Source organism: Ornithinibacillus jepli (assembly GCF_047228935.1).
Lineage (GTDB): Bacteria > Bacillota > Bacilli > Bacillales > Amphibacillaceae > Ornithinibacillus.
The window spans coordinates 130,662-143,985 of record NZ_JBFEGG010000003.1 but is presented as its reverse complement, the minus strand read 5'-3'; the positions used below and the strand labels follow the sequence as shown (position 1 = coordinate 143,985).

Annotated in this window: 13 protein-coding genes and 1 riboswitch; of the genes, 7 read left to right on the top strand and 6 right to left on the bottom strand. The window is 35.4% G+C overall.

Annotated features, from left to right (window positions below; genetic code table 11):
- Positions 1-137 precede the first annotated feature (137 nt).
- Positions 138-983, bottom strand: a complete 846-nt coding sequence (glcT, locus tag AB1K81_RS12530; RefSeq protein WP_412976989.1) for a glucose PTS transporter transcription antiterminator GlcT — start codon at positions 981-983, stop codon at positions 138-140.
- Positions 984-1,141: 158 nt separating this feature from the next.
- Between glcT and corA the strand changes: the two genes are divergently transcribed.
- The 3 genes from corA to AB1K81_RS12515 all read left to right on the top strand — a co-directional run bounded on the left by corA (position 1,142) and on the right by AB1K81_RS12515 (position 4,810).
- Positions 1,142-2,089, top strand: a complete 948-nt coding sequence (gene corA / locus AB1K81_RS12525; RefSeq protein WP_412976988.1) for a magnesium/cobalt transporter CorA — start codon at positions 1,142-1,144, stop codon at positions 2,087-2,089.
- Positions 2,090-2,239: 150 nt separating this feature from the next.
- On the top strand, positions 2,240-3,835 hold the full coding sequence (locus AB1K81_RS12520) for an esterase/lipase family protein (protein ID WP_412976987.1): 1,596 nt from the start codon (positions 2,240-2,242) through the stop codon (positions 3,833-3,835).
- Between the two features lie 198 nt (positions 3,836-4,033).
- Positions 4,034-4,810, top strand: a complete 777-nt coding sequence (locus tag AB1K81_RS12515) for a hypothetical protein (RefSeq protein WP_412976986.1) — start codon at positions 4,034-4,036, stop codon at positions 4,808-4,810.
- 76 nt (positions 4,811-4,886) lie between these two features.
- On the opposite strand, the gene AB1K81_RS12510 is transcribed toward AB1K81_RS12515, so the two are convergent.
- A complete protein-coding gene (locus tag AB1K81_RS12510) occupies positions 4,887-5,504 on the bottom strand; it encodes a hypothetical protein (RefSeq protein ID WP_412976985.1) in 618 nt (205 codons plus the stop codon).
- Positions 5,505-5,681: 177 nt separating this feature from the next.
- Between AB1K81_RS12510 and AB1K81_RS12505 the strand changes: the two genes are divergently transcribed.
- Entirely contained in the window at positions 5,682-6,494 is an 813-nt protein-coding gene (locus AB1K81_RS12505; RefSeq protein WP_412977374.1) for a YitT family protein, read from the top strand.
- Between the two features lie 38 nt (positions 6,495-6,532).
- On the opposite strand, the gene AB1K81_RS12500 is transcribed toward AB1K81_RS12505, so the two are convergent.
- The gene (locus tag AB1K81_RS12500; protein WP_412976984.1) at positions 6,533-6,895 is read right to left on the bottom strand and encodes a DUF3006 family protein; all 363 of its coding nucleotides are present in this window, start codon (positions 6,893-6,895) and stop codon (positions 6,533-6,535) included.
- A gap of 263 nt (positions 6,896-7,158) precedes the next feature.
- On the opposite strand from AB1K81_RS12500, the gene AB1K81_RS12495 reads away from it, so the two are divergent.
- The 3 genes from AB1K81_RS12495 (at position 7,159) to AB1K81_RS12485 (ending at position 9,636) form a co-directional block, all read left to right on the top strand.
- Positions 7,159-8,433: an MBL fold metallo-hydrolase gene (locus AB1K81_RS12495; RefSeq protein WP_412976983.1), complete on the top strand. Its 1,275-nt coding sequence runs from the start codon at positions 7,159-7,161 to the stop codon at positions 8,431-8,433.
- 18 nt (positions 8,434-8,451) lie between these two features.
- Complete coding sequence (locus AB1K81_RS12490) at positions 8,452-8,712, top strand: DUF3006 domain-containing protein (RefSeq protein WP_412976982.1); 261 nt, start codon at positions 8,452-8,454, stop codon at positions 8,710-8,712.
- Between the two features lie 132 nt (positions 8,713-8,844).
- Positions 8,845-9,636 carry an SDR family oxidoreductase gene (locus AB1K81_RS12485; RefSeq protein WP_412976981.1) on the top strand — a complete coding sequence of 264 codons (792 nt, stop codon included), beginning with the start codon at positions 8,845-8,847 and terminating at the stop codon, positions 9,634-9,636.
- 61 nt (positions 9,637-9,697) lie between these two features.
- Here the strand turns inward: AB1K81_RS12485 and AB1K81_RS12480 are convergent, their stop codons facing one another.
- The 3 genes from AB1K81_RS12480 to lhgO form a co-directional block, all read right to left on the bottom strand.
- Positions 9,698-11,050, bottom strand: coding sequence for a TrkH family potassium uptake protein (locus AB1K81_RS12480; RefSeq protein ID WP_412976980.1), 1,353 nt, complete (start codon positions 11,048-11,050; stop codon positions 9,698-9,700).
- Positions 11,051-11,079: 29 nt separating this feature from the next.
- Positions 11,080-11,736 carry a potassium channel family protein gene (locus AB1K81_RS12475; protein ID WP_412976979.1) on the bottom strand — a complete coding sequence of 219 codons (657 nt, stop codon included), beginning with the start codon at positions 11,734-11,736 and terminating at the stop codon, positions 11,080-11,082.
- A gap of 71 nt (positions 11,737-11,807) precedes the next feature.
- Positions 11,808-11,959: riboswitch (cyclic di-AMP (ydaO/yuaA leader) on the bottom strand.
- A 147-nt stretch (positions 11,960-12,106) separates the two neighbouring features.
- Positions 12,107-13,312 carry an L-2-hydroxyglutarate oxidase gene (gene lhgO, locus AB1K81_RS12470; protein ID WP_412976978.1) on the bottom strand — a complete coding sequence of 402 codons (1,206 nt, stop codon included), beginning with the start codon at positions 13,310-13,312 and terminating at the stop codon, positions 12,107-12,109.
- Between the last annotated feature and the right edge of the window lie 12 nt (positions 13,313-13,324).

The following is a 13,324-nucleotide window of genomic DNA, read 5'->3' as shown; positions in this document are numbered from 1 at the left end:
GCCCTGAGCAGTCAGAAATCAAAAAAGGCATGAATAGAGATACGAAATAAGAAGTTAGGGATAGTTTTCCCCACTTCTTCTTATTTCATAATTCTCTACTCATGCCTGATCGAATCAGTAACACGTAAGATTATTAATTACGAATCATATTTAACTAATAAACGCTGTAAATGCATGGTCAAATATACGGCCTCTGCATCATAAACAGGCTTCTTTAACGTTTGCTGCATCATTTTGATAAGTTTCCAAGCCAAATTATAGCACACAGGATATTCTTTTTTCAATAGATTAGCTAACTTCATCGGCTCTTCCATTTTTTCCCCTTTTATAACACGTTCAATCGTATACCGGATATGACGAACTAAGCGAATGTAATCAATACCTTCACGATCAACCTTTATTTTTAGTTGTTCATCAATCGTGTTAACTAGACGAGAAAGCAAGTCAGAATAAGTACTTAAATCAGATAAAGATTTATCCGTAATAGCACTATGAACATGAAGTGCAATAAATCCTACTTCTCCTTCTGGTAGGTTAATATCAAGTGACTGATTTATATAATCCACGATTTCTGACGCTATCTCATATTCAAAGGGATATAACGCTTTCGTTTCAGATAAAAAGGGATTTTTTATTTCCATACCACGTGTGAGACGGGTTATCGCAAATACAATGTGATCTGTTAATGCTACGTGAACCTTTTCATTTAATAAAGAATTCGCCCTTCGTTTTATCATCTCAATAGCCGTAATGATTGCCTCTAATGTTGAGTCCTCAACGCTAGGAAGCAATTTTTTATAGTTTTCTTGTTCTGCTTGACTTCGGAGTTCAAAAAGCTTTTCAATTGTACCTTCTTGAATACAATCGTTTTTCTTCTTGTTAAAACCAATACCCTTGCCAATGAGGACTACTTCCTCATTTATATCATTTAAAGCAATAATGACATTATTATTTAAAGCTTTTAAAACTGTATACGTTCTCAAAAGCAAACTACTCCTTTTACCTTCTACTAACAATTGTCCATATTTTTATCTATATCAAATAAAACGATACCTACACTGAAATTCTATATTACATAATTATTGCGGTAGAGAGCAAACTTTTTAGATGAAGTCATTTTTATATAAAGGGGGACTTTGTATTGATTCAAGTCATCGCAATAACCGAGAAAAATGAAAGAATCACCTCCATTCCTATTGATGAGGTAGACTTCGGTAAGTATAAATGGTGGTGGATTGATTTTAATAATCCAACAGATGAAGAAATAAATAAGCTAGATTCCGTACTACATTTTCATTCATTAGCGATTGAGGATTGTATACATGGCCAGCAACGACCAAAGCTTGATTACTATGATGATTATTCCTTAATAGTGACCCATACGATTGGTCCCGAAGACTATGATCAATTTGAAATTAACTTCTTTGTAGGGGAAAATTATATCGTTACGTTCCATCGTCAAAATTTATTGGAAGTTAATCAAGTATGGAATACCCTTATAAAATATGAGAATATAAAAAAATGGGATGAGTACCGCGTTCTCTATGAAATATTTGATAAGGTTGTAGATAATTTCTTCCCGATTATTTACGAATTGGAAGATCATATTAATCAGGTGGAAACAAATCCACATGGTGTATCTATGCATATTGAATTGGATAAGCTTTTTCAATTAAGACATAAACTATTAAAATTACGCCATGCGATACATCCTTTACGGGATTTACTTTACCGGATTCTCAACTCACATCATCTCGAGATTCAATCACATCGAGAGTTTTTTGTAGATATTTATGATCACCTATTGAAGCTTTCAGAAATGGTTGATTCTAATCGGGATGTTACAAATGACATTCGTGATAATTTTATTTCCTTAAATTCCTATCAGCAAAACAAGGTCATACAAATTCTAACGGTCATTACTTCTATCTTTGCACCTTTAACATTTATAGCAGGTATATATGGAATGAACTTCAATAATATGCCGGAGTTAAGCTGGCATTACGGTTATTTTATTGTACTTGGTGTTATGCTTCTGATTAGCATTCTTATGATTCTTTGGTTCAAGAAGAAAGGTTGGTTTAAGTGACTCCCGCTATTTCTAACTCTAAGAATCATGCTAACTAAAAGAACATCCTGCAATTCTAGTTAATATCTACTAACTTTCCCAACCCCAACTCCTCATGATTTCGTTTTCATTCGAATATGATGAAAACGACTAAACATGAGGAGGAACAAAATGACTAAAAAAATATCGGCTATTTTTATGATGACTATGCTAATTTTTGGGCTTGCGTTTCCTTTTTCCGCTTCTGCTGAAACGGACCTTACTAAAAGTATTCCTGCCCCCGAACCAATCACTAAATCTGAACCAAATTTCACTACTACAGGTAAAGCAAATAACGGTAATACAGAAACACCTGGAGAGATTTTTTATGGTACTACCCCACCAAACTTAAATCCAACTGCCCCAGTTCTTCTTTTTGTCCCAGGATTAAACAATGTCGCGCAAGTCTTTTGGGAAGATAATGATATGTACCAAACGGCATATAATGCTGGCTACCAAACCGCGTTCATTCAATTATATGATGCTGGTGGTGCTTCTGCCGATATGTGGAATAATGGACAGTTGCTCGCTGAAAAAATAGCAGAAATCTCGAATCACTTTGGTGGAAAACCAATTACCATTATCGCCTATAGCAAAGGTGGAGTAGATACTCAAACGGCGTTAACTTACTATGGGGCTTGGCAGTATGTTGATAATGTCATCACTTTATCTAGTCCACACCATGGTTCACAGTTAGCTGATCTAGCTTATAGCTCTGGAGCTGGTTGGTTAGCTGATCTTTTAGGTGCACAGGGAGATGGAACGTATGCCATGCAAATGGGCTACATGGCTGACTATCGAAGTCAAACTGATACCCAACCAAGGGCTTACTATAATGATTACTATACATTAGGTGGAACAAGCTGGGGATCTGCTTTTTCCTCTACTTGGTTCGGGGGAGTATATTTATCGCAATATGGATCAAATGATGGTGTTGTAACAACTACAAGCAGTAGTTTACCAGGTGGACATCAGCTCGCGATAGGGGACTGGAACCATACTTCAATTAGGACTGGTATAACATTTTCCGTTTTTGAAAATTATTTAGCAACTGGCACTTACCCTAGCTCGATTACTAATGCAGAGGATTCCACCGATTTAAATTCAACGAATTATAACCAATGGGTTGATGGAGGGCCATTACTTGCCAATAAAGATACTGAAATCCCGATTACAGTTGAAGATGACGTAAAGGAACTTAACCTAAATATCATGACATCTACTGACCCTTCAACTATTAAACTCGTCTCACCATCAGGAAATGTATCTTCGCCATACATCCAATCTTCGAAAATAGATGATGGAATATTCTTAGGAGCCATGCAAAACGCCATCTCACTCAAACAACCGGAAAGTGGTGAATGGAAATTAATATTAACAACAAAAGAAGCGGATGCATATTTAGTCGTTGCTACATTTGATTCACCAACGAAGTTAGACTTTAGCTCCAATAATAGAATCGTAAATGGGAATAAAATGACCTACGAATTATTTGCGAATAAAGAAAATGTACAGGAAACATCACTTAAAGCTACATACCAAGTTACTCAGTCCAATAAACCAACAAATACAAAAATCTATACTTCAAAAAGGAGCAAAAACTTATCTGAGTCTATTACCTTTAATACTCAAAACGAAGTCTATAACGTTACAATTCAGATAGAAGGTCTGACTAAAACAGGTAAACCATTTAAACGAACAATTATAGACTCTATATATGTAAAATGATCTGATCCCGATGCTGGAAGCCAAAATCCAACATCGGGATTATTTATGGTGCAAGAATATTCAAATAGGTAGAGGATTGTTCACATTCTGCTATTTAGAAAAAGGGAAACTATCTGTTATTACAAATTTATAACATTGGTATAGGACAATTTATCTCATTCATACCCTTTACAAACAACCGGGAAGGGACTGAGTCAATTGGACATTATTAAAATTGAATGGGTTCCACTGCAAAAAATTAAAGCAAGACATAAGACAACAACCCCTGTTTCTCGTTACTCTTATCATAAATATACAAAAACCAGCATGCCTTACATCCACATTATTCGAAACAAACAAAATGACTTATTACTTTCTGAGGGCATTGAAGCCTATAATAAACTAAAATCAAAAGGCTTACATTTTAAAATCCCAGTATACGTTACAAATAACCCAAACATAACCCAGCTTCAGTGGACATACCGATTATTTCAGTCCTGTATGCAAGAAAAAGTAAATTTCAAATTAAAGTATGAATATATTAAACTGCTGCTCCATGAAACAAATAACAATATAAAAAGTATTTGTGAGCACACCGGATGTACGAAACAAGATGTTTACCAGCTAATATTTGATTCTACAATACCCGAAAAATATAAGGATCTTGCTTTGAAACACGGTTGCCTTCACCTTATTAACACGATTGCTACCATTCCTAAACTACATAACTATCGCTCTGTTTTATATCCAGCATTATTTCAGGAGAAAAACAAACTGACCATGGAGAAGTTAAAGCTTTTCCTTACTTATCTAGATGCTGGCTACGATTTAAATGTCAATTCCATACTAGCATTACAAAACCTGAATAAAATCGTAGATCGTGACCAAGCATTAAAATACTATTGGGATAACCTAGAGTTCCCTGATACACAAATTTTAGAAGGTATTTTCTATTACAAGGGAGATAAGAATTCTAAAATAAATGTTAGGCTATAGACTTGTTGTAGTAAAAATAGCATACAAATCAAAATCGATTTGTATGCTATTTATCTTTCATAGTTCCCAACCACCATCAATCCCAACCTAAATAATCCCTCAAAGAATCCCTTGTAAACTCCCCATCTATGCCTTTTTTAAGGAGTAAATATTCGATTGCTTCATTAAGTGTAAGTCCAATTTCCAATAACCCCTTGGTTATAACCGATAAATATGCAACAGAAGGTGTTGTGAAAAATACATGATATAGTGAATGACTACTCGTAAATGTAAATATAGGTGCCCCGTACCTTTCTCCGACATACACGATGCGGTTATACCATCCATCATGAATATCTACAAACCCTTTTTCTTGGACCTCATCCAGATTTAGGCTCATATCCATCCCACCGTTTTCTTGTGAAACAACATCTAAGAACTGTTCTTCAGTAATTAAATACATTCTACCTATTGTATTTACTTTTGGAGAGGAATCTGTTCCAATAAAGGCAACTCCTCCTTTTCCCCATTTACTTTTATTTTTTGAAAAGTAAAGTGGGAATGGCATATCAATTCTCTCATCCGATTTCGGGGGTGTTTTGTCTCTAGCCCCCTGTTCCGAACGATCAGAGCCTAGTGGCATTCCGCCGTAAATATAGGCTAAAAATCTTTCTTTTAATAAATTGGACCCATAACTTGCATACCAAACATCCATTTTGACACCTCCATCAATCCTCTCCCAGTATGAATACTATTACTTTAACACAACATAATATGGTTATTTCATGTATAATATAAAAGTACCATTTTTTAAAAATTATTGAAGAAGGTGTACGAAGTGAGAAAACAACATAAAAAAGAATCCATTCGTAGTATTATTAGTCGCTACGTCATGATGATTATTGGGGCATCATTAGCAGCCGTCGCACTCGAGCTATTCTTAGTACCAAATACTATTATTGATGGTGGGGTTATTGGTATTTCCTTACTTACAAACCACCTTACAGGACTTAATTTTGGTATCCTTATTCTCATTATTAACCTACCTTTCTTAATAGCGGGCTACAAGTATATTGGAAAAAGCTTTGTTATTGCTTCACTCTTCAGCATTATTTCCTTAGCACTTATTGAACCAACCTTACACCATGTTCCAGCATTAACAGAGGAACCGTTACTAGCGACCGTCTTTGGAGGTCTAATTCTTGGTATCGGAGTCGGTATCGTAATTCGTAATGGTGGAGCTTTAGATGGCACTGAGATTCTAGGAATTCTCCTCTCAAGAAAGTTCCCTTTCTCTGTTGGTGAATTTGTTATGTTCTTTAACATTTTCATTTTCGGTTGGGCAGGATTTGTTCTTGGATGGGAACAAGCCATGTTTTCTATTTTTACGTACTTTATTGCTTCAAAAGCAATAGACCTTGTAGGCCAAGGACTTACTGGTGATACGAAAGCAGCTGTTATTGTTACCAATGAATATGAAGAAGTAGGCGAAGCTATACAAGAACGATTAGGTCGTATGATTACGAAGCTTTATGGTAAAGGTGGGTACAAAGAAGATGATAAGGAAGTTATTTTTGTCGTCTTAACTCGTTTAGAAATTGCAAAGCTAAAATCAATTGTTTATGATACCGATTCAAAAGCGTTTATTACAATAATCGATGCTCAAGAAGCACACGGTAGTAAGTTTAAAAGTCCGATACATTAAAAATGGTAGCTCCAATAGAAGAGCTACCATTTTTCATTTCACTGCTTTATTAATTCTAATAGTTTCTTCATATTTTCCTTTTCCTCCATTGTTTTCGATAAGTTAACTGAGATATCTTTTATATTACCTTCAGAAAGCGTGATATTAACCCATAAATTTGGCTTTATATCTACTTCAAATTCAGTTACATGCACATAGAGTTCTAGTTGCAGTTCTTCTACTATTATAACGGCTATTTCTCCATCTTCCACTCTGTCCACTACGCCCGTCACGTGTAATTCAACCGTTTGACGCTCCACTTTAATCGCTATTTTTTCCGCGAAAATGGATGCTATTCCATTACCTATGAGAATAAGAAATACTAAGATAATTTCTATTTTCCATTTTAATAATTTCTTCATTTTTACTCCTCCTTCCATCAAGTATGCCAAGAAGGAAGAGGAAAAGCATCTTATCAAAAATCAGTTTTATAGCCTTATTTAGGATAAAACTAAATTTTTATAATGGAAAAAGGGAATTTTCTTGCAGTAGAAATAGAGAAAAATAGATATTTATCAAATATAGTGGCACTCCACTCTATCTCAAGGCTCATGACTCTAGATTTCCTTACTTCGTTTTGTTAGGATTTAAGTACGGATTTAATAAAATAGTTGGGGGAGTATACTTGTACAAAAAACTCATATTATCCTTGTTTCTATCTATCTTCCTTGTGGCATGTGGACAAAGTGTAGATCAGAAAACGAGTGGTGATTTCACGTCGGAAGTTGATATAGAAGAAACGCAAACCGACATTACAAAAGAAGAAAATTCTGCTTCTGATAATCCAATATTTGAAGAGAAAAAGGAAAAAACAGATAAAGATGAAAGTTCCAATCAAACGGCTATTTTACCAGAGTTAAAGGTTCACTATATCGATGTAGGCCAAGCAGATGCTACACTATTTCAATATGGTGATCACAATATCCTATTCGATGCTGGTGATTGGCGTGGAAATGAAGTAGTTAATTACCTTCAGTCTCAAGGTGTATCTAAGCTAGACCTTGTTATCGGTAGCCACCCTGATGCAGATCACATAGGACAACTTGGTGATGTGATTAACAGTTTCGAAGTTACAGAGGTTTGGTTATCCGGGAATGAAAGTACTTCTAATACATTTCAACTTGCGCTTGAAGCGATATACAACCATGGTACGAACTATATTGAGCCACGCTCTGGGGAAGAATATGATATAGGACCGATGAATTTAAAAGTGCTCTATCCACTATCCATTACAGGTAAGTCTAATGAAGAGTCCATCTCAGTTCTTTTTACATATGGTGAAGTTACCTTCCTGTTTACTGGAGATGCTGATAGAAATGCTGAAAAACGGATGATGAATTCTGGGATAGAACTAGATGCAAATATTTTACAGTTAGGTCACCATGGTTCACGTACTTCCAGTGACCCATCCTTTATTAATGCGGTAAGCCCTGAAGTTGCCATATATAGTGCAGGAGCTGATAATAGCTATGGACATCCACATCAAGAAGTAGTTTTACTCATCAGCAATGCCGACATAGAATTATATGGTACTGATGTTCATGGGACAATCATTGTGACAACTGACGGATTTAACTATTCCATTAAAACGAAGAATAATGGAACTGTTACACCAAAAAGCACGTCAAGTAGTAACTCAAATGGTGGTACTAATTCCAAATCAAACTCTAACAGTTCCGATTCAACTAATACAGATTCCAAAGTAAATTCTAGCTGTGTATTTATTAACACCGCATCGGTTGAAGAAGTACAAAGTATTATCCATGTTGGTCCAGAACGAGCGCAAGACTTGATTAACTTAAGACCATTTACTTCTGTGAAAGATTTAACCCGTATAAAAGGAATAGGTGATGCTAGAATGAGGGATATCGAAGCCCAAGGAATTGCATGTGTTAATTAATTGTTCGGAGGGAAAATAATGAAAGGTGTACTAGACCGATTTGAAGATAACCAAGCTGTTATTTTAATTGAAGAAGAAAAAGCAGAACTTATTATTTCAAATGATGAACTTCCTGAGGGTAGTGAAGTTAACACGGTATTTAAAGTGGAAAATTCTAATGGTATTTATAAAATAGCAGGAATCGATCATGAAGAAGAACAAGCTACCAAGGAGAAGACAGCGGACCTTCTAGCTAAACTTAGAGCTAGAAGTAACGGAAGTAATTTTAAGAAACAGTAAAAAAATCGGTGCATGACACCGATTTTTTATTTCGTTCTAATTTCAGTTTCTTCCTAAAATTAAATTTATTTACGTAGGTCTGCTTTTGCTATGATATAATTTATGTAATCGCAATACTGGGAGGTAATACATATGGATCTTGGATTAAAAGGAAAATCCGTGATAGTAATGGCTGCAAGTAAAGGATTAGGAAAGGCAACTGCTTTACAGTTTGCAGCAGAAGGGGCACATGTAGTCATCTCCAGTCGTAAAGAGGATGATTTAATTGCTACCACTAGAGAGATTCAAGAGAATACATCTAACCAAAATGTATCCTATAAAACCTGTGATGTTACAAATCCACAAGATATTAAGACATTAATACAATTTGCTGTTGAGAAATATGGCACAGTAGATGTGCTTGTTAACAATGCCGGCGGTCCGCCTGCTGGTGGATTTGAAGATTTCGATGATGATGCGTGGCAAAACGCCTTTGAATTAAATCTTCTTAGTTATGTAAGAGCTATTCGTGAAGTACTTCCATATATGAAACAACAGAATCGTGGTCATATCATCAACTTCACATCATCATCTATTAAGCAAACTTTAGATAACTTAATTCTCTCGAACACTTTTCGCGCAGGAGTTGTTGGTCTTGCGAAAAGTTTATCGCAAGAACTTGCAAAAGACAATATTTTAATAAATACAATTGGACCTGGTAGAATTGCAACAGAACGAGTGCACGAATTAGACACCATTCGTGCAGAAAAGCTCGGGGTAACTTACGATGAAGTGAAGGCATCAACCGAAAAAAGCATTCCAATGGGCCGGTACGGCAATCCTGTAGAATTCGCAAAACAAGCTGTTTTCCTATGCTCTAGTGCAAATACATATGTAACAGGACAGACACTCTTAGTAGACGGTGGATTAGTGAAGGCATTATAAAAAGATAAAAAAAGAGAAGTTATTCCCTGATAACTTCTCTTTTTATCATCTATTAAATTTATTACCCTACAATAATCCTCTCAGTAGGATATTGATAATTTAAATCATTTTTCTCATCTCCATGGAAAATAAATATAAACGATAATATACCTATTCTTCCAATAAACATAAGCGCTATAATAACTATCTTACCAATTGAACTAAGCTCTGGTGTTATTCCCATTGACAATCCTGTCGTACCAAATGCAGAACTTGCCTCGAAAACAATTTGCATTAAGGAGAAGTTCTCCGTAACAGATAATATGACGATGCCAATGAAGCAAATAATAAACGCAAGGAAACTAACGACAACGGATTTTCTTATATCATCCTCATGTATTTCTCTGCCAAACACCTTTACATGTTTCCTCCCCTTCGCAAATGAAAAAATTAACAAAAGAATAACAGCAAATGTCGTAGTTCTTATTCCACCACCAACAGAACTAGGTGAAGCACCAATAAACATTAAAAAGCATAAGACAAGCAATGTCGGATAAGTAAAGAGACTGACATCCATTGTCGCTAATCCACCATTTCTAGTCGTAGAAGATTGAAACAGTGCATAGAAAAAGGATTCATGCCAGCTTTTATCAGCAAAATAGTGGTTCGCTTCAAATAAGAGAATGACAATTGTACCAAAAGCCATTAACGCAAAAAACGTTATAGTCGTTAACTTTGTATATAAAGAAAATCTAAATGAATGATTGCTTTTACTATTTTTAATAAAATTCTTTACTTCAATAAGCACAGGAAAACCAATTGCTCCTAATGTCAACAGAATAATATTTATCATTTGGACAAAATAATCTTGAGCAAAAGGTATTAGAGAATTTCCCGTAATATCAAATCCAGCGTTCGTTGTTGCACTTACGGATGCAAATAACCCTTGTAAATAAGCCTCCTGCCACGTAGGAAAATAATTTAAAAAGTAAGTACCTAAAATAATCGCTCCTACAAACTCAATTAAAAGAATTAATACTAATATTTGCTTCATCAAGTTAACTAATCCTGATAGATGGAATTGGTTTTGATCTGTTCCTATTAATCTTCTCTCTTTTAGACCTATCTTCTTACCAATTAATAGCCAAAAGAAGGTACCTAGAGTCATTATACCAATGCCACCAAACTGTAGAATAAAAAGTAAAATAAAAACCCCTGGTATACTAAACGTATCCGCAACGTTTACTACTGACAATCCAGTAACACTTACTGCACTAACTGCGGTAAATAAAATATTTAAAAAAGACCATTCTACTCCTGATTTTACTGTAATAGGTAAGCTAAGCAAACAAACAGAGACAAATACGGCTACTACATAAAACATTACAATTATTTGTGCAGGACTAAATTCTTTTGTTTTCGGTATTTTTATCATGTTTTTCTCCCCTAGCTAGCACTACTAACCTACATCGCCTTTTCTTCAAACCGTTTTAGACTCTTATTGTCTCCCATAACAACCATTACATCCCCTTCAAGGATCAAATCGTCTGGTAAAGGAGATACATTAACATCTTCTCCCCTTTTTAGCGCTAAAATAGTACAACCATATTTCGCTCGAATATCTAATTGTATTAAACTTTTATTGGATATTTTACTTGTAGCTTTTAACTCTAAAATACTGTAATCCTTAGAAAGACCGATATAATCGATTATTTTATCTGAATCTAGTTGATTTGCAATCCGAATACCCATTTCTTCTTCTGGATTTATTATTCTATCTGCTCCAACTTTTTCTAGCACCTTCTTATGCTGAACGTTTTGCGCTTTTACCCATACATTCTTAACGCCAATATCCTTTAAAATTAAAGTACAGAGGATACTCGGTTGGATTTTTTCTCCAATCGCAACAATGGCATAATCAAAATTCCTAACTCCTAGCGCCTTTAGTTTATCTTCATCTGTTGCATTTGCGACGACTAGATGAGACGCATTATTAGAATTCGTTTTTACATTATCTTCATCATTATCTATCCCCAATACATCATGACCTAACTGATATAGTTGTTTACATACGCTACTCCCAAATTGACCTAAGCCTATAACAACAAATTGTTTTTTCATTACTTCCTCTCTTTCCACTTACACCATAAAAAAAAGACCATATCAAATAGAATGGTCATAATATTGACCTTTCTCTCGAATATTAACGCTTACGGGGTTAGCTGTCGGATTAGGGATTGAGAGTATCCCCTCTTACATAGTAAGATTCACCCCACTAGATAGTCTATCAAGCTATCCATCTGGTTCCCCCGCTCTAAGTAATTAGATTCAGCGACTAAAAGGTGTATATTTATTAAGATTTAAAGTATATAGAAAAAATACTCCTGTTTCTTTCAAATGTCAACACCCATTTTTATAACCATATTCCCCTCTCTTGTCCAAAAAAAATCTCGTACCTTTTATGGCACGAGATTACTTAAGCATATTTCGCTCAATATGATAACACATCATATCTATAGCTTATTCTTCTTGCAATTTCCTTTCCAATCTCCAAACTAGAAGTTGCTGCAGGAGATGGTGCGTTACATACATGTACACTATTTTTTCCCCCAATGATAAAAAAATCATCAAATAGTTTTCCATCACTACCTAATGCTTGGGCACGTACACCCGCTGGGGCAGGAATTAAATCATCTTCTTCTATAGAAGGAAGAAGTCTTTTTAAGTTTTCAACAAATAGCTTTTTACTAGCCGACCTAGAGATTTCCTCTATACCTTCTTTTAAGTAAGTTAAGCCTAGTTTCCAAAAACCGGGATATGAAACAATTTCATTGAAGTCCTTTAAATTGAACGATGTTTTCAAATATGCTTCCCGTTTAAATCCTAAAACAGCATTCGGTCCGACTTCTACTGCTCCATCTATCATTCGAGTTGCATGGACACCTAAAAATGGAAAATTAGGGTTCGGTACAGGATAAATCAAATTTTTCACTAAATATCTTTTTTCCTCCTTCAATTCAAAATACTCCCCACGAAACGGAAATATTTTTACATCCACATGGTAGCCTGCCATTCTAGCAACTCGATCACTATGTAGACCTGCACAATTTACTAGAAATTTAGTAAGAAACGTTTTACTTTTCGACTCAACGAAAACTCCTTCATTCTTTTCATCTAAATCTATTACCTCAGTATCGGTGAAAACTTCCCCACCAAGAGAACGAATCTTCCATGCCATCACTCGTGAAACAGTCTCAAAGTCTACTATTCCGGTGGAGGGGATAAAAATTCCCTCTTTACCAGCTACATGTGGCTCTTTTTCTTTCAACTCTTCTTTTGATAGCCAAGTAGCCTCCAGCCCATTATGATAAGCACGTTTATATAGCTTTTCTAGTTCTAGAATTTCCTCTTCACTCGTTGCCACAATTATCTTTCCACAAATATCATGTGGGATGTCATGCTCCTCACAAAATTTACGCATACTTTCATTTCCTGTCTTAGCAAATCGTGCCTTATAACTCCCAGGCTTGTAATAGATGCCAGAGTGAATAACTCCACTATTATGTCCGGTCTGATGCTTAGCAACGTCTGATTCCTTCTCTAAGACTGCAAGCTTCGCCCCAGGGTATTGTTCTAGCAATGACATACCGACAGACAATCCTACAATACCGCCACCAACAATTAAAAAATCATACATGTTATCTCTCCT

What these genes read in the sequence shown, in the direction of transcription:
- AB1K81_RS12520 (WP_412976987.1), top strand. Translation starts at nt 2,240, where the DNA reads ATGACTAAAAAAATATCGGCTATTTTTATGATGACTATGCTAATTTTT.
- AB1K81_RS12510 (WP_412976985.1), bottom strand. Translation starts at nt 5,504, where the DNA reads ATGGATGTTTGGTATGCAAGTTATGGGTCCAATTTATTAAAAGAAAGA.
- AB1K81_RS12505 (WP_412977374.1), top strand. Translation starts at nt 5,682, where the DNA reads ATGATGATTATTGGGGCATCATTAGCAGCCGTCGCACTCGAGCTATTC.
- AB1K81_RS12500 (WP_412976984.1), bottom strand. Translation starts at nt 6,895, where the DNA reads ATGAAGAAATTATTAAAATGGAAAATAGAAATTATCTTAGTATTTCTT.
- AB1K81_RS12490 (WP_412976982.1), top strand. Translation starts at nt 8,452, where the DNA reads ATGAAAGGTGTACTAGACCGATTTGAAGATAACCAAGCTGTTATTTTA.
- AB1K81_RS12485 (WP_412976981.1), top strand. Translation starts at nt 8,845, where the DNA reads ATGGATCTTGGATTAAAAGGAAAATCCGTGATAGTAATGGCTGCAAGT.
- AB1K81_RS12480 (WP_412976980.1), bottom strand. Translation starts at nt 11,050, where the DNA reads ATGATAAAAATACCGAAAACAAAAGAATTTAGTCCTGCACAAATAATT.
- AB1K81_RS12475 (WP_412976979.1), bottom strand. Translation starts at nt 11,736, where the DNA reads ATGAAAAAACAATTTGTTGTTATAGGCTTAGGTCAATTTGGGAGTAGC.
- lhgO (WP_412976978.1), bottom strand. Translation starts at nt 13,312, where the DNA reads ATGTATGATTTTTTAATTGTTGGTGGCGGTATTGTAGGATTGTCTGTC.